Origin of the sequence: Mycobacterium rhizamassiliense, assembly GCF_900157375.1 — a bacterium.
Lineage (GTDB): Bacteria > Actinomycetota > Actinomycetes > Mycobacteriales > Mycobacteriaceae > Mycobacterium > Mycobacterium rhizamassiliense.
Genome location: NZ_LT721901.1, coordinates 3,211,248 through 3,235,179, shown reverse-complemented (window position 1 = coordinate 3,235,179; position 23,932 = coordinate 3,211,248). Strand labels below are relative to the sequence as shown.

The following is a 23,932-nucleotide window of genomic DNA, read 5'->3' as shown; positions in this document are numbered from 1 at the left end:
AACGTCGAGACGTCGTTAGGATTCGAAGCTTGCACGACGGTAATTCACAACAAGGAGTCAGCCAATGAAGAACGCGACACGGTTGGCCGGTCCGATCGCTGCCGTGGTGGCCGGCTTCGTTGTCGTCGCCACCGCTGCACCGGCCGGTGCCGATCCCGCGGACGACCAGTACTTGCAAACGCTGCAGCAGCGGGGGCTGAGCTGGGCACCCGGCCAGGACGGAACGATGATCAACGTCGGGCATGCGGTGTGCGCCGACTTCGACGCCGGCGACACGATGGCGCAAACCGTCGGTGATGTGAAGAAATCGCTCGGGGTGAGCAATAACGGCGCCGGCAGCATCGTGGGCGCGGCGATTGCCGCCTACTGCCCGCAAAACCGGTCCAAGATGTCGGGCTGAGGCCCGCCGGCTCACGTAACCCCCGGTCAAATTCCGGTGCCCCCAGTCGGACTCGAACCGACACTGGGCGGATTTTAAGTCCGCTGCCTCTGCCAATTGGGCTATGGGGGCCTCGGCGGCGAATCTAGCGCGCCTAGCTCGGGCCTGCGACACCGCATCCGCCCGAAATCGGGCAAATTCCGAAGGTGCGGACCACCTACGGTTCACGTAGGATGCCGCGCTCCGCGCGTGTCCTCCCCGAATCGTCGCAAGCGGCAGGTGACACTGCTATGACCTGCGACGGGACCTTGTTAAGACTGCCAGCGCCAGCGTTAAGAAGCCGTAAACGGCTGTCACCTTGGCCATTTGCATCGGGAATGTGGCTGTGGGGGCAATTAGCGTTACGCGCACACAGGGGCTCGTACGCCAACACACAGGGTCGACCCAGCAAAGGATCGGCAAGTTCCGAACAGCACGAGGAGCAATCAATGGCACCATCATTCACCCTAGGGGCCGGAGTACTGCAGGCCGCCGTCACGGCGCTCAGCAACGCTGACGCTGAGTTGTCCACGGTGATCGCCGGGGTCGCCGGACCGACCACCACGGTCGTCGCGCCCGGAGCCGACACGGTGTCGATACCGCAAGCCGCGGCGGTCACGGCCTGGGCCACCACGCTTCAGACGGCCCTCACCAACGGTCAGTCCTATGCGACCCAGTTCATCACCAACCTGAGCACCGCGAGCGACACCTACAACTTCGCGGAGGCCACCAACGCGGCCAGCGCCGTGGCGAACGCGGCCAACGCCCCGGCGGCCAGCGCGGGCGACGGCAGCATCCTCACCTCCATCGCCCAGCTCTTCGGCGGCCCCTCCGGCAGCCTCAACGGCGAACCGTTCAGCCTGTCGGGCAACCTCGCCAACTACATGAACATCGGTGGCGGCAACTGGGCGTCGGCCATGTCCGACCTGCTCGGCATGGCCGGCGGCGGTCTGCTCCCGGCCGGTTCGGACACCATCGGCGACGCCGGCGTCGCGGCAGCACTGGCCAGCGACACCACGCCCGTCGGGGCGGGCATGGGCGGCTTCGGTGGGATGCCGATGGGAGCCATGGGCGGCGGCACCCTGGTCGGCAACCTCTCCGCGCCGCCGAGCTGGGGCGGGGCGGTCACGCCGGTGACCGGCACCGTCACCTCACCGCTTCGGACGGTGGGCTGGACCGCACCCGCGCCGGCCGCGTCGGGGTCGTTCATACCCGGCATGCCCGGAATGGTCACGGGCGGCGCCGGGCGCAGTGCCGCCGGATTCGGCGCACCGCGCTACGGCGTGAAGCCGATCGTCATGCCCAAGCCGGCGACCGTCTAGCCGAGCACCTGTAACGAACCAGCCGAATTCGATCATCTAGAAGGAATGGGACACAGATGAGTTTCACAGCCGTAATCCCCGAGGTCATCGCGGCGCAGATTGTGGCAGGCGACCAAGGAGCGACACTGGCTGCCGCCTCGACCGCGTTGACCACCCTGGCCGCCCAACTGGGCGACACCGCGGCCATTTGGACATCCACATTCGCGGGCCTGGTCAATGACACCGGCTGGCAGGGCGCTGGCGCGGCAGCGGCCCTGGCCGCGGCCAACCAGTACATCAACTGGCTGACCACCACCCAAACGGAGGTCGAGGCGGCGCAGGCCGCGGTCGCGGCGTCGCTGATGGCCTACGAGGCGGCGAGGTCAGGAGTGGTGGACCTCGCGACGGTCACGGCGAATCGCACCGCCTACTACGCCGCGCTCGGGGGATTGCCTTTCACCGCCGCCACCGTGGCGACGCTGGAGACCGCGTATGCGGGGTTCGAGACCACAGACATCGCGGTGATGAACGCCTACCAAGGGGCGGACGCGGCGGCCCTCCCCGGACTCACCGCGCCGCCCATGGACGTGACGGGGGCCATCCTCCCCATCTCGACGGCCGCCGACACCGGCGCCGCCGCGAACGCCGTGAACGCCGCGGCAGCTCCGGCGCTCAACGCTGGGGACATCATCACCGCGGCCGACGGCTTGATCGGAACGCCGTTCTTCTTCAACGGCATCAACGGTGGCGTCAACACCGCGGCTTGGTTCGTCGGTAACACCATCCCGACTGCCGTTTCACTCGGGCACACGCTCGCCGGTGCCACGGTGCCGGCGGCCGCGGTGGGCGACGTGACCTCCGCCGACGGGGCAGGCGTGGTCGAGGGAACGGTGGTGAACTCGGTACGGCCGATGGCCGGCGTGGGCAGCTGGGCCGGCATGGGGGCGTCGGCCGGCGTCGGTCAGGCCACCACGGTCGGCAAGCTATCGGTGCCGGCCACCTGGGCGGGAGCCGCCCAGACCGAAGCGTCGTTGGCGTCGTCCGTCGCGCCGCTGGAGGGCTCGGGCTGGACCGCCGCCGTCGACGAGGCCGCACCGGGCGTCGGCGCACCCGGCATGCCGGGGATGGTGGGCGCCGGCGCGAAGGGCGCCGGGGCCTACGCCGGGCCGCGCTACGGCTTCAAGCCCATCGTCATGCCCAAGCAGGTGGTGATCTGATCGGAGAAGGGGGCACATGTCACTCGGATGAGGTTTGCCGTTAACCGCTGAGCCGCAATCTGTTCCGCGAGCGGCAACCGCCACGCTGATACCAACTGAAAGACTTCGGAACTACTGAAGCTTGGAACACAAGGAGAAAACAAATGGCAACACGTTTTATGACCGACCCGCACGCGATGCGGTCGATGGCAGGTCGCTTCGAGATGCACGCGCAGACGGTGTCGGACGAGGCCCGCAAGATGTGGTCATCGTCGATGAACATCGCCGGTGCCGGCTGGAGCGGCCAGGCCCAGGCGACGTCCTACGACACCATGGGTCAGATGAATCAGGCCTTCACCAACATCGTCAACATGCTCCACGGAGTGCGCGACGGTCTGATCCGCGACGCGAACAACTACGAGACGCAAGAGCAGGCCTCGCAGCAGGCCCTCAGCCACTAGTCCCGAGAGACCCCACTACTTCTTCTATAGGAGGACCTAGACCATGAGCATCAATTACCAGTTCGGAGACGTCGACGCCCACGGCGCTTTGATCCGCGCCCAGGCCGCCTCGCTGGAGGCCGAGCACCAGGCCATCGTTCGTGATGTGCTTGCTGCCGGCGACTTCTGGGGCGGCGCCGGTTCGGTGGCTTGCCAGGAGTTCATCACCCAGTTGGGTCGCAACTTCCAGGTGATCTACGAGCAGGCCAACTCCCACGGCCAGAAGGTGCAAAGCGCCGGCAACAACATGGCGAGCACCGACAGTGCCGTCGGGTCCAGCTGGGCCTGACGCAACGCTCTCCTCCGGGGCCGCACACCGATGGGTGTGCGGCCCCGTTGTTTGCGGCGGCAAGCCCGTCGGCGCCCGTGCATCCGCACCGCGGCGGGTAAACCGTTCCGTGACAGGTGCTTTGAATGCGCCGCGCGCATTTCGCCGAGCACACACATTTGAGAACCCTATGAACTCAGTGACAGCTGTATGTGCCCTCTGCGAGGATGTAGGAAAATGACAGCAATGGGATACGCAGGCAGCGAGCGGCCGCGCCAGGCAATTCTGGGGCAGCTGCCCCGCATTAACCGCGCCGACGGCTCGCCCATTCGGGTTTTGCTGGTCGACGACGAGCCGGCGCTGACCAACCTGGTGAAGATGGCGCTGCACTACGAGGGCTGGGTCGTCGAGGTCGCCCACAACGGGCGCGAGGCGATCGCCAAGTTCGACAGGGCCGCACCGGACGTGCTGGTACTCGACATCATGCTGCCCGACGTCGACGGGCTGCGCATTCTGCACCGCGTCCGCGAATCCGAGACGTATACGCCCACGCTGTTCCTCACCGCCCGCGATTCGGTCATGGACCGCGTCACCGGGCTGACCGCGGGCGCCGACGACTACATGACGAAACCGTTCAGCCTGGAAGAACTGGTCGCCAGGCTGCGGGGATTGTTGCGCCGCTCCAGCCAGCTGACCCCGCCCGCGGCCGAGGCGCTCAAGGTCGGCGATCTGCGGGTCGACACGGCCAGCCGCGAGGTCAGCCGCGACGGTGAGCAGATATCGCTGTCCGCGACGGAGTTCGAACTGCTTCGCTTCCTGATGCGCAATCCCCGTCGCGCGCTGAGCCGCACCGAGATCCTGGACCGCGTGTGGAACTACGACTTCGCCGGGCGCACCAGCATCGTCGATCTGTACATCTCGTACCTGAGGAAGAAGATCGACTCGGGCCGGGAGCCGATGATCCACACCGTCCGCGGTATTGGGTACATGCTGCGGCCACCGGAATGACCGGCGAGCGCAACACCCCGCGGGGCTTCCCCCGGTCGTTGCGCGGTCAGCTGCTCTTGGGTGTATTGGCCGTTGTCACAGTGGTTTTGGTGACGGTCGGCATCGTCTCGGTGTTCAGCCTGCGCGGCTACGTCAACACGATGAACGACGCCGAGGTCGCCAAATCGATGCACGCGTTCAGCAACGCCTACGCCAGATACCGCAGCGCCGAAAACAATTCGGGGCATCCGGGCAATCCGCCGGTGTCGCAGGCGTTGCTGGGCTTCACCGAACAAACGCCGGGCAACATCATCGCCGTCCTGCACGACGGTGTCGTCATCGGCTCGGCCGTCTTCTCTGAGGACGAACCGCGGGCCGCGCCGCCCGACGTCGTTCGCGCCATCCAGGCGCAAACCTGGAACGACGGCCCGGCGCACAGCGAAAGGCTGGGCAGCCTCGGCTCTTACCGCGTCGACTGCCTCATCGACGGCCGCGAGACCCTGGTCGTCGGGGTGCCACTGAACCTCGCCGACCGCATCATCGCGCGCAAGAACCTCACCACCACAGCGCTTGTCGCGGCCGCTCTGGTGGTGACGGCGGGCCTCACCGTTTGGGTGGTCGGGTACGCCCTTCGTCCGCTGCGCCGCGTGGCCGCCACCGCCGCGGCGGTCGCGGCGATGCCACTCGCCGGTGACGAGCACCGGATCGGGGTGCGGGTGCGGCCGCCGGACACCGATCAGAACAACGAGGTCGGCATCGTCGGTCACACGCTGAATCGGTTGCTGGACAACGTCGATAGCGCGCTGGCCCATCGCGTCGACTCCGACCTGCGCATGCGGCAATTCCTCACCGATGCCAGCCACGAGCTGCGGACCCCGCTGGCGGCGATCCAGGGATACGCCGAACTCACCCGGCAGGACAGTTCGGCGCTGCCCCCGACCACCGAGTACGCGCTGGCGCGCATCGAGTCCGAAGCCCGGCGGATGGCCCTGCTCGTCGACGAGCTGTTGTTGCTGTCGCGCCTGGGCGAAGGAGAAGACCTGCAGAACGACGACGTCGACCTGGGCAACCTGGTGATCAACGCGGTGAACGACGCCGCGGTCGCCGCGCCGACCCACCAATGGCTCAAAGACCTTCCCGATGAACCTGTTTGGGTCCGCGGTGATCATGACCGGCTGCATCAGCTGGTCAGCAATCTGCTCAGCAACGCACGGCTGCACACGCCGCCCGGCATCACGGTGACCACGACGATCACCTGCCACACCAGCGGACCGAACGCGCCCTATGCGGAATTGACCGTCGCCGACGACGGGCCCGGCATCGACGAAGACCTGCTCCCCCGCCTCTTCGAGCGGTTCGTCCGCGCGGATGCCTCGCGCATGAACAGTTCGGGAATCGGGCTTGGCCTGGCCATCGTGAGTTCGATCGTCAAGGCCCATCACGGGTCGGTCAGCGCCGAATCCGCCCCCGGCCGAACGGTCTTCCGGGTGCGGCTGCCACTCCTCGACGCATAGCGCCCACCGGGGTCCGTGAGACGTACGGGGCGCACGGTGCCGGCAAACCTCAGGAATGCCGCAAAACTGGCGCTCAACCCGTAAAGGAAATGTTAAGAGCGAAGGCACCCCGTTGCGACCGAGCCTAGGCTCATCGATGGCCTCTTTGCCGAGGTCAAAGTTCGTGTTGCCGAGAACAAGCAGGCAGCAAAGGGCCATCGAACGAAAGACGACTATGTCCGTGCTGATTTACCTCGTGCTGACCGCGGCGGTGTTCGCGGCGCTCGGCCTGACGTTGAAGGCGGGATCGTGAGCATCGCTAACATCGTCGGTCTCGTGCTGTCCGTCCTCATCGCATTCCTGCTCGGGGCTGCCCTGATGTTTCCGGAGCGGTTCTAGTGAGCGGGACCGCGGCGGGCTTGGTCTTCCTGGCGCTGCTTGTTGTCGCCATCGCGGCCGTGCACGTGCCGCTGGGCGACTACATGTATCGCGTGTACACCGACCGAAAGCATTCGCGCACAGAGAAATTGATTTACCGCCTGATCGGAGCGAACCCGGACTCGGAGCAGACGTGGAAAACGTATGCCCGTAGCGTGCTGGCCTTTTCGGGGGTCAGCGTCGTGTTCCTGTTCGTCCTGCAGCTCGTCCAGGACAAACTGCCGCTGCACCTGAACGATCCGGGCACCAAGATGACGCCCGCGCTGGCGTGGAACACCGCGATCAGCTTCGTTACAAACACCAACTGGCAGGCCTACTCCGGCGAATCGACGATGGGTCATCTGGTGCAGATGGCCGGCCTGGCCGTGCAGAACTTCGTCTCCGCCGCAGTGGGCATGGCCGTCGCGGTCGCGCTTGTCCGGGGGTTCGCCCGCTACCGCACCAACGAGCTGGGCAACTTCTGGGTGGACCTGACGCGCGGCACGCTGCGCATCCTGCTGCCGATCTCGGTGCTGGGCGCCATCGCCCTCGTCGCGGGCGGGGTGATCCAGAACTTCCACCTCGACGACCAGGTGGTGACCACGCTGGCCGGCGGCCAGCAGACGCTCCCCGGCGGCCCGGTCGCCAGCCAAGAGGCGATCAAGTTGTTGGGCACCAACGGCGGTGGGTTCTACAACGCCAACTCGGCACACCCGTTCGAGAACGCGACGGCGTGGACCAACTGGATCGAGGTCTTCCTGATCCTCGTTATCGGCTTCTCGCTGCCGCGCACGTTCGGCCGCATGGTGAACAGCAAAAAGCAGGGCTACGCGATCGCTGCGGTCGTCAGCGTGCTGGCCGTCCTGTCCGTCGGCTTCATGATGCTGTTCCAGTTGCAGCACCACGGCACCGTCCCCACCGCGGTGGGCGCCTCGTACGAGGGCGTCGAGCAACGCTTCGGGGTCGCCGACTCCGCGGTCTTTGCCGACGCGACCACGCTAACCTCAACCGGCGCAGTCGATTCCACGCACGACTCCTACACCAGCCTGGGCGGCATGATGACGATGTTCAACATGCAGCTCGGCGAGGTCGCGCCCGGCGGCACCGGTTCTGGCCTCTACGGCATCCTGATCCTCGCCGTCATCACCGTGTTCGTCGCCGGCCTGATGGTCGGCCGGACGCCGGAATACCTTGGCAAGAAGATCAATCCGCGCGAGATGAAGCTGGCGTCGGCCTACTTCCTGGTCACCCCGCTGATCGTGTTGCTGGGCACCGCGATCGCCATGGCACTGCCCGGTGAGCGGGCCGGCATGGCCAACACCGGGGCGCACGGGCTCTCCGAGGTGCTCTACGCGTTCACCTCGGCGGCCAACAACAACGGATCGGCATTCGCGGGCCTGTCGGCCAACACGGTCTGGTGGAATACCGCCCTGGGCCTGGCCATGGTCTTCGGCCGGTTCCTGCCGATGATCCTGGTTCTCGCGCTGGCCGGCTCGCTGGCACGTCAGGGCATGACGCCCGAATCGAGTGGCACGCTGCCCACCCACAAGCCTCAGTTCGTGGGCTTGGTAGTGGGAGTGACGGTCATCCTCGTTGCCCTCACCTTCCTGCCCGCGCTGGCGCTCGGGCCGCTCGCCGAAGGGATCCACTGAAACTGTGACCACCGCACTAGATTCCGGCACACGCCGGCGTAACGCCCAGTCACCCGGGCAGAAGATGCAAGGCGGCTTGCTCGATCCCGCCCTGTTGCTGAAGTCGCTGCCCGACGCGCTGCGCAAGCTCGACCCGCGCACCCTGTGGCGAAACCCCGTGATGTTCATCGTCGAGATCGGCGCCGTCTGGTCAACGATCCTGGCTTTCGGCGACGAGAGCTGGTTCAGCTGGCTCACCGTGTTCTGGCTATGGCTGACAGTGCTTTTCGCCAACCTCGCCGAGGCCGTCGCCGAAGGGCGGGGCAAGGCGCAGGCCGACACCCTGCGTAAGTCCAAGGCCGACACCATCGCCCACCGGCTGAAGGATTGGTCGCCCGGCCGCACGGGCGACATCCCCGAAGACATCGCGGCGCCGCTGTTGCAGCAGGGCGACATCGTGGTGGTCACCGCGGGGCAGGTCATCCCGGGCGACGGCGACGTCGTGGAAGGCATTGCCTCGGTTGACGAATCAGCCATCACCGGGGAATCGGCACCGGTGATCCGGGAGTCCGGTGGCGACCGCTCGGCGGTCACGGGTGGGACGACCGTCCTGTCCGATCGCATCGTGGTCAAGATCACCCAGAAGCCCGGTGAAAGCTTCGTGGACCGGATGATCGCGCTCGTCGAGGGCGCGAACCGGCAGAAGACACCGAACGAGATCGCGCTCAATATCCTGCTGGCCGCGCTGACCATCATCTTCGTTTTCGCGGTGGCCACGCTGCAGCCGCTCGCCATCTACTCCAAGGTCAACAACCCCGGCGTGCCCGATACCGCGGCGCTGAACAGTAACGGCATCAGCGGCATCGTGCTGGTGGCATTGCTGGTGTGCTTGATCCCCACCACAATTGGCGCGCTGCTGTCGGCCATCGGCATCGCGGGCATGGACCGGCTGGTGCAGCGAAACGTGCTGGCCATGTCCGGCCGCGCGGTCGAGGCGGCCGGCGACGTCAACACGCTGCTGCTGGACAAGACCGGAACGATCACCCTGGGCAATCGCCAGGCGTCGGAATTCATTCCGGTGTCCGGGGTGACCAACGCGGACCTGGCCGACGCCGCGCAGCTGTCCAGCCTCGCCGACGAGACACCCGAGGGCCGTTCCATCGTCGTGTACGCCAAGGACGCCTACGGGCTGCGCGCCCGTACCCCCGGCGAGCTGGCCAGCGCCACCTGGGTGGAATTCACCGCGACAACGCGCATGTCGGGCGTCGACGTCGACGGGCGGCAACTGCGCAAGGGCGCGGCCAACTCGGTGGCGGAGTGGATCCGTAGCCACGGCGGCAGCGTTCCCGTCGAACTCGGCGAGATCGTCGACGGCATCTCGGCGGCCGGCGGAACCCCGCTGGTGGTCGGCCAGGTCATCGGAGGCAAAGCCGAAGTGCTCGGCGTCATCCACCTCAAGGACGTGGTGAAGCAGGGCATGCGCGAACGCTTCGACGCGATGCGCGCGATGGGCATCCGGACCGTGATGATCACCGGCGATAACCCGTTGACCGCCAAGGCGATCGCGGACGAGGCCGGGGTCGACGACTTCCTGGCCGAGGCCACGCCCGAAGACAAGATGATGCTCATCAAGAAGGAGCAGCAGGGCGGCCGGCTGGTGGCGATGACCGGTGACGGCACCAACGACGCCCCCGCGCTGGCACAGGCCGACGTCGGGGTGGCGATGAACACCGGCACCTCGGCGGCCAAAGAGGCCGGCAACATGGTCGACCTGGACTCCGACCCCACCAAGCTCATCGAGATCGTGGAGATCGGCAAGCAGCTGTTGATCACCCGAGGCGCGTTGACCACGTTCTCCATCGCCAACGACATCGCCAAGTATTTCGCGATCATCCCGGCGATGTTCGTGGCCATCTTCCCGGGCCTGGACCTGATCAACGTGATGCGGCTGCACAGCCCGCAATCGGCGATCCTGTCGGCGGTCATCTTCAACGCGATCGTCATCGTCGCGCTGATTCCGTTGGCGCTGAGGGGTGTTCGCTATACGCCCAGCCGCGCGTCCAAGCTGCTGAGCCGCAACCTCTACATCTATGGCCTGGGCGGTATCGTCGCCCCGTTCATCGGGATCAAGCTCATCGACCTGCTCGTTCAACTGCTCCCCGGGATGGCCTGAGATGAACTTCACCAACACGCTCCGTCAGCATTGGGCCGCGCTGCGCGCGCTCCTCGTCTTCACCGTGATCCTGGGTTTCGGCTATCCACTGCTCATTTGGCTGCTGGCGCAGCTGCCCGGGCTGCACGACAGGGCCGAGGGCTCGATCCTCACCGCCGGTGGCAAGCCGATCGGCAGCCGGATCATCGGCCAGTCGTTCACCGACGACAAGGGCAACCCGCTGCCGAAGTATTTCCAGAGCCGCCCGTCGGCGGCGGGCAGCAACGGGTATGACCCGACGTCCAGCGGCGGCAGCAACCTCGGGCCGGAGAGCACCGTCGACACGCCCGGCGATCCGGCGCAACTGGCGGCCGGCAAGTCCGCTTCGGACGCCGGCTTCAAGCCCAGCCTGCTCACCCAGGTCTGCTCGCGCAGTGTGGCCACCGGCCAACTCGAGGGTGTCGATGGATCACGCCCGTACTGCACCGGCGGCGGCGTCGGCGCGGTGCTGTCGGTGATCGGCCCGCGGGACGCCCGCGGCTACGTCGTGCGCCCTGCCCAGGTGGTCAGCGTCAACGAGCCGTGCGCGACCACGAAGCAACCGTTCCTGGACTTCTACGAGGGCGTGCGCGTCGAATGCGCGAAGTTCAACGAGGACTACTCCACCGGCCAGATCGTGCCCGTCCGCGGCGCCGCGCCGGGCAACCCGCAGGTTCCCGCCGACGCGGTCACCGCCAGCGGCAGCGGGTTGGACCCGGACATCTCACCGGCGTATGCCGACATCCAGGTCGCGCGGGTGGCCAAGGCCCGGCACGTCAGCCCGGACCAAATTCGTGCCGTGCTCGCGAATTACCGCAGCGGCCGGGATCTCGGGTTCTTCGGCGAGCCGACCGTCAACGTCTTGCAACTCAATTTGGACCTCGACCGTCGATACCCGGTCACGGGCTAGTGCCGCAGGGGGATGATGGTTGACGTGAGCGACGTCAGCCTTGGCGACCACCATCCCAAGCGCGGAGAGCTACGCATCTATCTCGGTGCGGCGCCGGGCGTCGGTAAGACGTACGCGATGCTCGGCGAGGCGCACCGGCGCCTGGAACGCGGCACCGACATCGTCGCCGCGGTGGTGGAGACACATGGCCGCCTGAAGACCGCGGAGATGATCGAGGGCGTCGAGGTCATCGGACCCCGTTACATCGACTACCGCGGCAGCACCTTTCCCGAACTCGACGTGCCCGCCGTGCTGGCACGCCACCCGCAGGTGGTCCTGGTCGACGAACTCGCCCACACCAATACGCCGGGAAGCAAGAACGAAAAGCGCTGGCAAGACGTCGAGGAGCTGCTCGACGCGGGGATCACGGTGATCTCCACGGTCAACATCCAGCACCTGGAAAGCCTCAACGACGTCGTCGCGCAGATTACCGGCATCGAACAGAAGGAGACGATTCCGGATTCGATCGTGCGCGAAGCCGCCCAGGTCGAGCTCATCGATATCACGCCGGAAGCGTTGCGTCGCAGGTTATCCCATGGCAATGTCTATGCGTCGGAGAAGATCGACGCTGCGCTGTCCAACTACTTCCGTCGCGGAAACCTCACCGCACTAAGGGAATTGGCGCTGCTGTGGCTGGCCGACCAGGTGGACACCGCGCTCGCCAAATACCGCGCGGAAAACAAGATCACCGACATGTGGGAGGCGCGCGAACGCGTCGTGGTGGCGATCACCGGCGGCCCCGAGTCGGAGACGTTGGTGCGGCGGGCCTCCCGGATCGCCTCGAAGTCCAGCGCCGAGCTGATGGTGGTGCACGTGATTCGCGGTGACGGGCTGGCCGGTCTGTCGGAGGCCCGGATGGTCAAGATCCGCGAACTGGCCGGCAGCCTGGACGCTTCCGTGCACACCGTGGTCGGTGATGAGGTACCCACGGCGCTATTGGATTTCGCCCGCGAGATGAATGCCACCCAGCTGGTCATCGGCACCTCCCGCCGGTCGCGCTGGGCGCGGATCTTCTCCGAGGGCATCGGCACCAACATCGTGCAGCGCTCCGGGAAGATCGACGTGCACATCGTCACTCATGAGGAATCCAAACGTAGCATCCAACTCGCGTCGCTCGCGCCGCGCGACCGGCGCATCGCGTCCTGGCTGGCGGCCTTCATCGTGCCGTCGGTCATTTGCGCCATCACGGTCATGTCGCTGGATCCCTATCTGGACACCGGTGGTGAGAGCGCCCTGTTCTTCGTCGGGGTGCTGTTGGTAGGCCTACTGGGTGGCGTTGCGCCGGCAGCACTTTCGGCCGTGCTGTCCGGGCTGCTGCTGAACTACTTCTTGATCGCCCCGCGGCACAGCTTCACCATCGCCGAACCCAACAGCGCCATCACCGAATTGGTGCTGCTGCTGATCGCGGTCGCGGTCGCGGTGCTGGTGGACTTCGCGGCCAACCGCACCCGCGAAGCCCGGCTGGCCTCCCAGGAGGCCGAGCTGCTGACACTGTTCGCGGGCTCGGTGCTAGGCGGCGCGGACCTCGAGACGCTGCTCGAACGGGTGCGCGAGACCTACGCGCAGCGGGCGGTGAGCATGCTGCGCGAGCCCGCCGGCGACGAGCGGGGAAACGCCAAGAAAGCCTACATCGTTGCCTGCGTGGGCAAAGATCCTTGTGTGGCTGTTGATTCCGCCGACACCGCCATCGAGGTCGGTGACGACGAGTTCTGGATGCTGCTGGCCGGCAAGAAGCTCTCCGCGCGCGATCGCCGCGTACTGACCGCCGTGGCCAAACAGGCGGCCGGCCTGATCCGGCAGAGCGAGCTGGCCGCGGAGGCCAGCAAGGCCGAGGCGATCGTGCAGGCCGACGAGCTGCGCCGCTCCCTGCTCTCGGCGGTCAGCCACGACCTGCGCACCCCGCTGGCCGCCGCCAAGGTCGCGGTGTCCAGCCTGCGCGCCGAGGACGTCGCCTTTTCGCCCCAAGACACCGCCGAGTTGCTGGCCACCATCGAGGAGTCCATCGACCAGCTCACCGCGCTGGTCGGAAACCTGCTCGACTCTTCGCGTTTGGCGGCGGGCGCGGTGCGGCCGGACCTGCGCCGGGTGTACCTCGAGGAGACCGTGCAGCGCGCGCTGGTGAGCATCGGCAAGGGTGCCACCGGTTTCTACCGATCGGCGATCGACCGCGTCAAGGTCGATGTCGGCGACGCCGTGGCGATGGCCGACGCGGGGCTCCTCGAACGGGTGCTCGCCAACCTGATCGACAACGCGCTGCGGTACGCGCCCAATTGCGTGGTGCGGGTCAACGCGGGACGGGTGGGCGATCGCGTACTGATCAACGTGATCGACGAGGGCCCCGGGATTCCGCACGGTGCCGAGGACGAGATCTTCGAGGCCTTCCAGCGGCTGGGCGATCACGACAACACCACCGGGGTCGGCCTGGGGATGTCGGTGGCACGCGGCTTCGTCGAGGCGATGGGCGGCACGATCGCCGCCGGCGACACCCCGGGCGGTGGGTTGACGGTGGTGGTGGATCTGGTTGCGCCACAACAGGTTGGTGCGCAATGACCCGCGCCGGCGACGATGCAGAGCGCAGCGATGAGGAGGAGCGGCGCCAATGACCCGGGTGCTGGTGATCGACGACGAGCCGCACATCCTGCGGGCGCTGCGAATCAACCTGTCGGTGCGCGGCTACGAGGTCGTCACGGCGTCGACTGGGGCCGGCGCGCTGCGGGCCGCGGCCGAGCACAAGCCCGACGTGGTGGTCCTCGACCTCGGCCTGCCGGACATCTCCGGCATTGAGGTCCTGGGCGGGTTGCGCGGCTGGCTCTCGGCCCCGGTGATCGTGCTGTCGGCGCGCTCGGACTCGGCGGACAAGGTCGAGGCGCTGGACGCCGGTGCCGACGACTATGTGACGAAACCCTTTGGTATGGACGAGTTCCTGGCCCGGCTGCGCGCCGCGGTGCGCCGCAATGCGGCCGCTTCGGAAACCGATCAGCCGGTGATCGAGACCGACGCGTTCACCGTCGACCTGGCCGCCAAGAAGGTGACCAAGGACGGCGCCGAGGTGCACCTGACGCCGACCGAGTGGGGCATGCTGGAGGTGCTGGTTCGCAATCGCGGCAAGCTGGTCGGCCGCGAGGAACTGCTCAAAGAGGTGTGGGGCCCCGCGTATGCCACCGAAACGCATTACCTGCGTGTGTATTTGGCGCAGCTGCGGCGCAAACTCGAGGATGACCCGTCGCATCCCAAACACCTGCTGACCGAATCGGGCATGGGCTACCGCTTCGAGGCCTAACGTTTTGCCGCCGAACGTCGAGTTGTTGGGCTAGACGAGGCCTTAACAGCACAACAAGTCGACGCTCGCCGGCTCAGCCGGCGATGGAGAACACGATGCCATCCAGGATGTCGTGCTCGCTGACCGTCAGCTCGTCGATACCAGCGCGAGTTCGCAGCTCGCGCGCCAACTCCTCGACCACGATCGCGCCGCCGCCGATCACGTCGACGCGGCCCTCGTGCATCGGCGGCAGCGCGGCGCGCTCGGCGCGCGTCATGCCGATCAGCCCCTCGCAGACCGCCAACAGATCGCCGCCCGATACCCGCGAAAGATGAATGGCCGCAGCGTCATACGCGGTCATTTTGTGTGCCAGCGCGGACAGCGTGGTCATCGTCCCGGCCAACCCGACCCACGTCCGGGCCTTTTCCACCGGCACTACGGCCAGCGCGGCGTCGAGTCGCTCGCGCACCACCTCCCGGGCCGCCGCCACCTCCGCCGCGGTCGGCGGATCCGAATGCAGGCAGCGCTCGGTCAGCCGCACACAGCCGATGTCAGCCGAGTAACTCGCCTCTACGCTCTGACCGCCGAGCACGATCTCGGTCGACCCACCGCCGAGGTCCACGACGACGAAAGGACCGCTCTCGCTATCCAATTCGCCGACCGCCCCATCGAAGGACAGCGCGGCCTCCTCGGCGCCGGTGATCACCTCGGCGACCGCGCCCGGCACCACGGCGCCCAGCACGTCGGCCGTCATCGCGAAGAAGTCATCGCGATTGGCGACGTCACGGGCGGCCGACGTCGCCACCATCCGCACCCGCTCGACGTCGTGCTCCTTCAGCAGGACGGCGTAGTCGGACAGCGCGGCCCGCGTCCGGGCGATCGCCTCGGGCGCGAACTCACCCGTCGCGTCGACGCCCTGACCCAGCCGCACGATCCGCATCTCGCGGTGCACATCGCGCAGCCGCCCGCCCTGCGCATCGGCGATCAGCAATCGAATCGAGTTGGTACCGCAGTCAATTGCGGCCAGCCGGCTCACCAGCGCCCCGCTTCCACGAACGGGGCCATCGCAGGCTCGGCGGCCAGCAGCGCCAGCGCCTCGTCGCCGAACGGATTCACCCCCGGGCCCTTGGCCAGCGAATGCGCGATCAGCACGTGCAGGCACTTGACCCGGTCCGGCATGCCGCCGCCGGAGAACGTCGTCCCCAACGGTTCGATCGCGTCCCGCTCGGCCAGGTACGACTCGTGCGCCCGCCTATAGGCGGCCGCCAATTCGGCGTCATGCCGCAGCCGTTCGGTCATCTCGCGCATCAATCCCGTCGTCTCCAGCCTGCTCGCGGCGGCGGTCAAAGTCGGATGTGTGAGGTAGTACAACGTCGGAAACGGTGTGCCGTCAGGCAGTTTCGGCGCCGTCTTCACCACACCGGGTTCCCCGTTGGGACACCGGTACGCGATCTCGAGCACGCCGCGCGGCTCCCGACCCAGCTGGCGTGCCACCGCTTCGGCGTCGGCACTATCAACCACCGGGAGACGTGGGGTTCGGCGCGGGCGGCGGTGCCTGGTCGGCGGCGGCGGGTTCCGGGGGCGCCGGCGGCAGGTGCGGCGCGTCGGCGATGGTGTGCCACAGCGAGGTGTACCACGGGTTGTTGTTGGTCGGCTTCGCCGTCTCACCGCCGGGCTGCGGCGACCCGGGCGCACCGGGCGGAAGCTGAACCTGGAACGGGATGTCGCCGGGCTTGACGAAACCGAGCCGCTCGCGGGCCTGCGCCGCGATATACGCCGGGTCGCCGAGCTTGACCTTCTTCTGCTCGAGGTCGGCGATCTGGCGGCGCAACGCGGCTTCGGAGGCGTTCAGTTGCGACATCTCGGTGCGCTGCGCGAAGTAGGTACGCACCGGGCCGGCGATGGTCAGCGTCAGCACACAGATCACCGCGGCCAGCACCGCCGCGCGCCGCGCGGTGAAGCCCAGCCGCTGGTCGGCCCGCTGCTCGACGGACTCGGCGATCTGCCGCTTGATGGGCTCGACGACATGTTCGGCCACCGACCGCGTCGTGCTGCGGCCGCCATTCGCCGCGGTCTGCACGGGTCGCGAGCTTTTCGCGGGGCGGCCACGCCGACCGGAATCGCCGCCCTTCCCCGGACGCGATGCCGGGGAGCGGCGCTTCGGGTCCGGCTTGTTGGGCAAGCTATTTGGCCTCCGGCGCATAACGCGGGAACGCGAGGTCACCCGCGTAGCGCGCGGCGTCGCCGAGCGCCTCTTCGATCCGCAACAGCTGGTTGTACTTCGCGACGCGCTCGCTGCGGGCGGGGGCGCCGGTCTTGATCTGCCCACTGCCGACCGCGACCGCCAGGTCGGCGATCGTGGTGTCCTCGGTCTCGCCGCTGCGGTGGCTCATCATCGTGCGGTATCCGCTGTGGTGGGCCAGCGCGACGGCGTCGAGTGTCTCGGTGAGCGTGCCGATTTGGTTCACCTTGACCAGCAGGGCGTTGCCCGCGCCGCGCTCGATGCCGTCTTCCAGGCGCTCCGGGTTGGTGACGAAGAGGTCGTCGCCGACGATCTGGACGCGGTCACCGATGGCCGTCGTCAGTGCCACCCAGCCGTCCCAGTCGTCCTCGGAAAGCGGATCCTCGATGGAAACCAGCGGGTAGCTGTCGAGCAGGCCCGCGTAGAAAGCGGACATCTGCTCGGCGCTACGGGTCTCCTTTTCGAAGCTGTAACCCTTTCCGTCGGTGAAGAATTCGGTCGCGGCCACGTCGAGCGCCAGGGCCACATCGGTACCCGTCTTGAGGCCGGTCGCGTCGATCGCCGACAGGATGAGGTCGAGCGCCGCCTTGGTGCCCGCGACATCGGGAGCGAAACCGCCCTCGTCGCCCAGGCCGGTCGACAGGCCCTGCTTCTTCAGCACCGACTTCAGCGAGTGGTAGACCTCGGTACCCCAGCGCAGCGCTTCCTTGAAGCTCGGCGCGCCGATCGGAGCCACCATGAACTCCTGGACGTCCACCCCGGTGTCGGCGTGGGCGCCGCCGTTGAGGATGTTCATCATCGGCACCGGCAGGATGTGCGCGTTGGGGCCGCCGAGATAGCGGAACAGCGGCAGCTCGGCGGAATCGGCGGCGGCCTTGGCGACCGCCAGTGACACGCCCAGGATCGCGTTGGCGCCGAGCCGGGACTTGTCCGGCGTGCCGTCCAGATCCACCAGCGCCTGGTCGACCAGCCGCTGGTCGTCGGCGTTGAGTCCGATCACGGCGGGGCCGATCTCGTCGAGCACCGCCTCCACGGCCTTCTGCACGCCCTTGCCGCCGTAGCGCTCGCCGCCGTCGCGAAGCTCGACGGCCTCATGCTCCCCGGTCGACGCGCCGGACGGCACGGCCGCGCGGGCAAACGTCCCGTCACTGAGGGCGATCTCGACCTCGACGGTCGGGTTGCCGCGGGAATCGAGTATCTCGCGGGCCCCGACCTGCTCGATAATCGGCACTAGGTTCTCTCCTTGACTCGTAGCGGATGCCAATTCATCCTGCTACAGCGGACGCCCAGCCGCATAGGCGGTCGCCCAGTCGCGGACCGCCCGCGCATAGACACCGGAGTTGTTGTAGGCGCGCAGCGCGGTGATCCACCCGCGGGGCGTCCCGAGATCCTTTCCGCGCCAGCACAAGTAACCCGCCGCCGCGAGCGCGGCGTCGTCGATGTTGTCGGGGCTGACGTGGCCGTCGTTGTGGGCGTCGACCCCGTACAGCCGCCAGGTCTCGGGAATGAACTGCATCGGTCCCATCGCACGCGTGACGACGGGGTCACCGTCCGGGTCGTCCTGGGCGGTGTCGACGATGCGCAGGTTGCCGCTGGTGCCGTCCAGGCGAACGCCGCGGATGGGCGGGCTCACATCCCCATTGGGCGCCAGGGTCGCGCCGCGGTAGGTGCCGTGGTGGCTCTCGACCTGGCCGATGCCCGCCAGCGTGGTCCACGCGATATGGCACTTCGGGTTCTCGACCTCGGCGACCCGGGCGGCGTAGGCGTAGGCCTCGAGCGCGATGACCGGGATCTCCAAGACCGCGGAGCGCTGCAGCGCCCAGTCCCGCAACTGATCCGCGGGCCGCCCGCTGGCGTGGGTGTTGACCGCAGGCACCGGATCTCCCGCGGGTGGCGGAACCCCATCGGGGATGAACAGGCTGAGTTGCCAGGTGCAGCTGGAGGCCATGAGCATCGCGGTCGCGCCGATCACGGCGGCCGCGCGCAACCAGCGCCTCGGCGACACCACGCTTCCCTTCAGATCCCCAATACCGACTGTCACCATGTCCATCGTCCCATGACTGTCTGGAGTCCTCGGCCCCTTCCGAGCGCGAGCGAACGTTTCGCGGCACAGATTGAATTCATCGTCGATTAGCTAACCGCGACCATGGCTAGCAAAGCCAGAACCACGCCGAAACTCCGATTCACAATCTTCACCGCCCCACATCGCCGCCCGTGGGCGACGGCACGAGCAAATATCAACGCGATCGCTACCCGGCGGCCTCGGGCTCGTCGTCAGCGTCCCGGGCGGCCCCTTCCGCATCCCCGTCAACGTCTCCGTCGGCGTCCTCGTCCGCGTCGTCCTCGGACTCGTCGCCAATGTCCTCGGACTCGTCGTCGGCCAGTTCCAGCGGCGGCTGCTCGGACGGCCAGTGCTCGCGCCACTCGTCCTCGGTAATTACGCCCAGCGGAACCACATCGAATTCCTCCGGCACGCCGTACCCGCGGCGGCCGGCGGCGATCGACTTCTCGACACCGCGGACCGCGTCGACGAACTCGAGGGCCGCGGTGCGCAACGCGCTTTCGGCGTCGACATCAGGCGACATCGAGATCGAGGTGATGTCGGCCGGGATCAGGTCCGCGGGCAGACCGGCCTTGGCGACGCGCTCAACCACCTTCTGCGCCAAGGCCAACGCCGGTTGTCCGGTGTGCACGTCGTCCATCACCGAGTTCCGCGACTTCTCCGCGGCCTTGCGTTCTTCCCACTGCGCCAACTGGTCCTCGAGCGAAATCGATTGCCCGGCAAGCACTCCCGGCACCCGATTGCCGAGCTTGCGCATCAGCGTGTTCGCGACGTCGTCGATGCCGAACGCGGATTGCGGCGCGTCTTCGGCGATGCGGGCGTGAAACAGCACCTGCAGCAACACATCACCGAGCTCTTCGCACAGCGCCTCGGCGTTGCCGCTGCGCACCGCGTCCAGCAGTTCGTAGGTCTCCTCGAGCAGGAACCTGCGCAGCGAGTCGTGGGTCTGTTCGCTCTCCCACGGCCCGGCGGTACGCAGCTTGTCCATCATCGCGACGGCGTCGACCAGCCGTTCGCCGCGCGGTGTCTCCGGCGCCGAGATCAGCCGGGCCCCGGCGGCCAACCGCGCGGTGACCGCGGGATGGTCGGGGTCCGACGACAGCAGCACCGGGGCCGCGGGGGACTCGGGGTCGCCGGTGTCCACCGGGCGGGCCAGCGGCAACGACCAGGGCACCGCGACGGGCATTTCCTCGGTGTACTGGACTTCGCCGACGAGGTGTTCGATGGCCTGCAGTGGCACCAGCGACGGGCGGCGGGGGTCGAACAATATGACGATCATCGCGCCCGTTGCTCCTCCCTCATCGCTGCAGGTGACGAACTCGTTATACCAATTTCTTGCTGTGGTTTCCTCAGGAGTGCCGTCACCAGGTTGGCCACCATCTGCAGCAGCTCGACGTCGCGCAGCCGCGGCGCCCCCACACCACCGGCCCGGGGAATGGGAACCTGCACCGTAGACGTGGTGGCGCGGTAGTTCGCTGCCGGGTACATCCGCTTGAGCCGCACCTGGGCGGAGTCCAGCAACGCGATCGGCGAGAGCCGCACCGTCGCCGCCGACGGGGCCGAGACCTCGGTGATCCCGGCGCCGCGGCACAGCAGTCGCAACCGCGCGACCGCCACCAGCCGCAGAGCGGGTTCGGGCAGCGCGCCGTAGCGGTCGTTGAGCTCCTCGATGACGGCATCGACGGCGGCGTCGTCGGCCGCGGCCGCCAGCCTCCGGTAGGCCTCGAGCCGGAGCCGGTCGCTGGCGATGTAATCCGGCGGCAGGTGCGCGTCCACCGGCAGGTCGATGCGCACGTCCTTGGGCTCTTCGGGGGTAGTGACCGTCTGGCCGTCGGCGGCGGCGCGGTAGGCCTCGACGGCCTCGCCCACCAACCGGACGTAGAGGTCGAAGCCGACGCCGGCGACGTGTCCGGACTGCTCGACGCCCAGCACGTTGCCGGCCCCGCGAATCTCGAGGTCCTTCATCGCCACGGCCATGCCCGCACCCAGCTCGTTGTTCTGGGCGATGGTCGCCAGCCGGTCGTACGCCGTCTCGGTCAGCGGCAACTCCGGTGGATAGAGGAAGTAGGCGTAGCCCCGCTCGCGGCTGCGGCCGACCCGGCCCCGCAGCTGGTGCAGCTGGGAGAGCCCGAAGGTGTCGGCGCGCTCCACGACGAGCGTGTTCGCGTTGGAGATGTCCAGCCCGGTCTCGATGATGGTCGTGCACACCAGGATGTCGTGCTCCCGGTTCCAGAACCCCTCCACGGTGCGTTCCAGCAGCTCCTCGGGCATCTGCCCGTGCGCGACGACCACCCGCGCCTCGGGCACCAGCTCGCGCAGCCGGGCGGCGGCCCGGTCGATGGAGCTGACCCGGTTGTGCACGTAGAAGGCCTGCCCGTCGCGCAGCAGCTCGCGGCGCAGCGCGGCGGCGATCTGCTTTTCCTCTTGGGGTCCGACATACGTCAGCACCGGATAGCGCTCTTCGGGCGGCGTCAGGATCGTCGACATCTCGCGGATCCCGGCCAGGCTCATCTCCAGCGTGCGCGGGATGGGCGTCGCGCTCATGGTCAGCACGTCGACGTGGGTGCGCAGCGACTTGATGTGCTCCTTGTGCTCGACGCCGAACCGCTGCTCCTCGTCGACGACGACCAGGCCCAGGTCCTTCCAGCGCACCCCGGTCTGCAGCAGCCGGTGCGTGCCGATCACGACGTCGACCGACCCGTCGGCCAGGCCCTCGACCACGGCGCGCGACTCGGTGGGATCGGTGAACCTGGACAGGCCTTTGACGGTCACCGGGAAGCCGGTCATCCGGTCGGCGAAGGTCTGCAGGTGCTGGTCGGCCAACAGCGTGGTGGGCACCAGCACCGCGACCTGCTTGCCATCCTGGACCGCCTTGAACGCCGCCCGCACCGCGATCTCGGTCTTGCCGTAGCCGACGTCGCCGCAGATCACCCGGTCCATCGGGATCGGCTTTTCCATGTCCGACTTGACCTCGGTGATGGCGGTCAGCTGATCGACGGTCTCGGTGTAGCCGAACGCGTCCTCCATCTCGGCCTGCCACGGGGTGTCGGGCGCGAAGGCGTGGCCGGGGCTGGCCTGCCGCTTGGCGTACAGCGAGACCAGCTCGCCGGCGATCTCGCGGACCGCGCGGCGGGCCTTGGTCTTGGTGTTGGTCCAGTCGCTGCCGCCCAGCTTGCTCAGCGCCGGGGCCTGCCCGCCTACATACCTGGACAGCTGATCCAGGGAATCCATTGGGACATAAAGCTTGTCGGCCCCGCCGCCGCGCTTGCTCGACGAATACTCCAGCACCAGATACTCACGCCGGGCGCCGCCGACGGTCCGTTCCGTCATCTCCACGAAGCGCCCGATGCCGTGCTGATCGTGCACCACCAGGTCGCCGGCGGTCAGCGCCAGCGGGTCGACGGTGTTGCGCCGCTTGGCCGCCAGCCGCTTGCCCTCCGGGGACGTCGCCCGGTTGCCAGTCAGGTCGGTCTCGGTGATGACGACCAGGTTGGCGGGGTCGCCCGGCACGATCAGGCCGTCGTGCAGCGGGCCCTTGAGCACCCCGACCACACCGGCCTTGGGGGCCTCGCCGGATTCCAGCATCGCGGCCGGGGTGTCGGATTCGGCCAGGCGCTCCACCACGCGGTGCGCGGTCCCGGTCCCGGGTGTGACGACCGCGGCGTGCCCGCCGGTGGAGACGTGGGCGCGCAGCATCGCGAAGATGCCGTCGATGTCGTGCTGGTGCCCGCGGGCCGACGGCGCCACGCGCACGTCCAGCTCGACGGCCGACTCGTCGGACAGCTGGCTCAGCGTCCACCACGGGTGGCCGGACTGGGCGGCCGCGGCCTGCACGTCGTCCAGCTCGGCGAAGCCCGACCCGCTCAGCTGCTCGACGTCGACCGGCGCGTCGGCGCCCATCGCGGCGACCGACCACGACGCCTCCAGGAATTCGCGCCCGGTCTTGATCAGGTCGGCGGCCCGGGTGCGGACCTTCTCCGGGTCGCACAGCAGCACCGGCGTGCCGTCGGCCAACTGATCGGTCAGCAGCGCGTGGTCGTCGGGCCGCAGCACCGGGAGCAGCGCCTCCATCCCGTCGACGGGGATACCCTCGGCCAGCTTGGCCAGCATGTCGGAGATGGTGCCGGTGATCGCGGCCTCGCCGGCGGGATGCCGCGCGGCCAACTCGGCGGCGCGCGCCCGCACGTCCTCGGTGAGCAGCAGCTCGCGGCAGGCCACCGCGATCAGCGCGTCGACCTCGATCTCGGGGATGGAACGTTGGTCGGCGACGGAGAACATCCGCATCTCGCTGACCTCGTCGCCCCAGAACTCGACGCGCACCGGGTGCTCGGCGGTCGGGGCAAAGACGTCGAGAATGCCGCCGCGCACGGCGAATTCGCCGCGGCGGCCGACCATGTCGACGCGGGTGTAGGCCAGCTCGACCAGCCGGGTGATCACGCCCTCGAATTCGACCTCGGCGCCGACGGTCAGCGTCACCGGTTCCAGCCGGCCCAGCTCGGGCATCATCGGCTGCAGCAGCGAGCGCGCGGCGGTGACCACCACCCCCAGCGGCGGGCCGAGCCGGGCGTCGTCGGGATGGGCCAGCCGGCGCAACACCATCAAACGGGTGCCGACGGTGTCGACGCCCGGCGAGAGCCGTTCGTGGGGCAGCGTCTCCCAGGACGGGAAGACCGCCACCGCGTCGCCGAACACCCCGCGCAGCTCGGCGCCGAGGTCGTCAGCCTCCCGGCCGGTGGCGGTGACGACGAGCAGCGGGCCCTGCCGCGCCAGCGTGCTGGCGACGAACAACCGCGAGCTGGCCGGGCCGACCAGGTGCAGGTCGGCCGGCCGTGCGGCCGCGGTGTCGGCGAGTCGTTGGAAGGTCGGCGCCGTCAGCGCCAAGTCGACGAGCCCCGCGATCGGGGTATCTGCAAGAGCTGGCCCCGGTGCGGTCATGATGCGTCCATTCTAGGTGCGCCGAACGCCGTCAATATTGTCCCGGGGCCCGTCAAAGTGTCGTAAGGATCACGTCCTCCGGC

At 68.0% G+C, this 23,932-nt stretch carries 20 protein-coding genes and 1 tRNA gene; 13 read left to right on the top strand and 8 right to left on the bottom strand.

The annotated features are described in order from the left end of the window. Positions 1-64: 64 nt before the first annotated feature. A complete protein-coding gene (locus MRAB57_RS15850; RefSeq protein ID WP_077088192.1) occupies positions 65-400 on the top strand; it encodes a DUF732 domain-containing protein in 336 nt (111 codons plus the stop codon). Between the two features lie 37 nt (positions 401-437). Here MRAB57_RS15850 and MRAB57_RS15845 read toward each other — a convergent pair. Continuing rightward, positions 438-511: transfer RNA gene (locus tag MRAB57_RS15845), tRNA-Leu, on the bottom strand. A gap of 356 nt (positions 512-867) precedes the next feature. Between MRAB57_RS15845 and MRAB57_RS15840 the strand changes: the two genes are divergently transcribed. From MRAB57_RS15840 to MRAB57_RS15785, 12 genes are all read left to right on the top strand, one after another. Beyond that, positions 868-1,740, top strand: coding sequence for a PE/PPE C-terminal domain-containing protein (locus MRAB57_RS15840; RefSeq protein WP_077088191.1), 873 nt, complete (start codon positions 868-870; stop codon positions 1,738-1,740). A gap of 56 nt (positions 1,741-1,796) precedes the next feature. After that, on the top strand, positions 1,797-2,936 hold the full coding sequence (locus MRAB57_RS15835) for a PPE family protein, SVP subgroup (protein ID WP_077088190.1): 1,140 nt from the start codon (positions 1,797-1,799) through the stop codon (positions 2,934-2,936). Between the two features lie 143 nt (positions 2,937-3,079). Then, a complete protein-coding gene (locus MRAB57_RS15830) occupies positions 3,080-3,376 on the top strand; it encodes a WXG100 family type VII secretion target (RefSeq protein WP_077088189.1) in 297 nt (98 codons plus the stop codon). A gap of 43 nt (positions 3,377-3,419) precedes the next feature. Further along, positions 3,420-3,704 (top strand): WXG100 family type VII secretion target, encoded by a 285-nt coding sequence (locus MRAB57_RS15825; RefSeq protein ID WP_020824001.1) that lies wholly within the window; start codon positions 3,420-3,422, stop codon positions 3,702-3,704. 216 nt (positions 3,705-3,920) lie between these two features. Beyond that, a complete protein-coding gene (locus tag MRAB57_RS15820) occupies positions 3,921-4,691 on the top strand; it encodes a response regulator transcription factor (protein ID WP_077088188.1) in 771 nt (256 codons plus the stop codon). Further along, the gene (locus MRAB57_RS15815; RefSeq protein WP_077088187.1) at positions 4,688-6,184 is read left to right on the top strand and encodes a sensor histidine kinase; all 1,497 of its coding nucleotides are present in this window, start codon (positions 4,688-4,690) and stop codon (positions 6,182-6,184) included. Before MRAB57_RS15820 ends, MRAB57_RS15815 begins: the two co-directional genes overlap by 4 nt. Before the next feature lie 288 nt (positions 6,185-6,472). Further along, positions 6,473-6,562 carry a K+-transporting ATPase subunit F gene (locus tag MRAB57_RS15810; protein WP_108637949.1) on the top strand — a complete coding sequence of 30 codons (90 nt, stop codon included), beginning with the start codon at positions 6,473-6,475 and terminating at the stop codon, positions 6,560-6,562. Next, entirely contained in the window at positions 6,562-8,232 is a 1,671-nt protein-coding gene (gene kdpA / locus MRAB57_RS15805; protein WP_077088185.1) for a potassium-transporting ATPase subunit KdpA, read from the top strand. Before MRAB57_RS15810 ends, kdpA begins: the two co-directional genes overlap by 1 nt. A 64-nt stretch (positions 8,233-8,296) precedes the next feature. Next, entirely contained in the window at positions 8,297-10,384 is a 2,088-nt protein-coding gene (gene kdpB / locus MRAB57_RS15800) for a potassium-transporting ATPase subunit KdpB (RefSeq protein WP_083743434.1), read from the top strand. Position 10,385: 1 nt separating this feature from the next. After that, positions 10,386-11,312, top strand: coding sequence for a potassium-transporting ATPase subunit C (locus MRAB57_RS15795; protein ID WP_077088183.1), 927 nt, complete (start codon positions 10,386-10,388; stop codon positions 11,310-11,312). 12 nt (positions 11,313-11,324) lie between these two features. Further along, positions 11,325-13,901: a sensor histidine kinase gene (locus MRAB57_RS15790; protein WP_077088182.1), complete on the top strand. Its 2,577-nt coding sequence runs from the start codon at positions 11,325-11,327 to the stop codon at positions 13,899-13,901. A gap of 49 nt (positions 13,902-13,950) precedes the next feature. Then, positions 13,951-14,631: a response regulator gene (locus tag MRAB57_RS15785; RefSeq protein WP_077088181.1), complete on the top strand. Its 681-nt coding sequence runs from the start codon at positions 13,951-13,953 to the stop codon at positions 14,629-14,631. Positions 14,632-14,704: 73 nt separating this feature from the next. Here the strand turns inward: MRAB57_RS15785 and MRAB57_RS15780 are convergent, their stop codons facing one another. The 7 genes from MRAB57_RS15780 to mfd all read right to left on the bottom strand — a co-directional run bounded on the left by MRAB57_RS15780 (position 14,705) and on the right by mfd (position 23,849). Next, entirely contained in the window at positions 14,705-15,649 is a 945-nt protein-coding gene (locus tag MRAB57_RS15780) for a Ppx/GppA phosphatase family protein (protein ID WP_173814030.1), read from the bottom strand. After that, the gene (locus tag MRAB57_RS15775) at positions 15,643-16,131 is read right to left on the bottom strand and encodes a DUF501 domain-containing protein (RefSeq protein WP_077088179.1); all 489 of its coding nucleotides are present in this window, start codon (positions 16,129-16,131) and stop codon (positions 15,643-15,645) included. The genes MRAB57_RS15780 and MRAB57_RS15775 overlap by 7 nt, the downstream gene beginning before the upstream one ends. Further along, positions 16,124-16,792, bottom strand: a complete 669-nt coding sequence (locus MRAB57_RS15770) for an FtsB family cell division protein (protein ID WP_077088178.1) — start codon at positions 16,790-16,792, stop codon at positions 16,124-16,126. The genes MRAB57_RS15775 and MRAB57_RS15770 overlap by 8 nt, the downstream gene beginning before the upstream one ends. Position 16,793: 1 nt before the next feature. Continuing rightward, the gene (gene eno / locus MRAB57_RS15765) at positions 16,794-18,083 is read right to left on the bottom strand and encodes a phosphopyruvate hydratase (protein WP_077088177.1); all 1,290 of its coding nucleotides are present in this window, start codon (positions 18,081-18,083) and stop codon (positions 16,794-16,796) included. Positions 18,084-18,125: 42 nt separating this feature from the next. Continuing rightward, a complete protein-coding gene (locus MRAB57_RS15760; protein ID WP_077090620.1) occupies positions 18,126-18,857 on the bottom strand; it encodes a lytic transglycosylase domain-containing protein in 732 nt (243 codons plus the stop codon). Positions 18,858-19,101: 244 nt separating this feature from the next. Further along, complete coding sequence (locus MRAB57_RS15755) at positions 19,102-20,193, bottom strand: nucleoside triphosphate pyrophosphohydrolase (protein WP_077088176.1); 1,092 nt, start codon at positions 20,191-20,193, stop codon at positions 19,102-19,104. Beyond that, entirely contained in the window at positions 20,190-23,849 is a 3,660-nt protein-coding gene (mfd, locus tag MRAB57_RS15750) for a transcription-repair coupling factor (RefSeq protein WP_077088175.1), read from the bottom strand. Before mfd ends, MRAB57_RS15755 begins: the two co-directional genes overlap by 4 nt. Between the last annotated feature and the right edge of the window lie 83 nt (positions 23,850-23,932).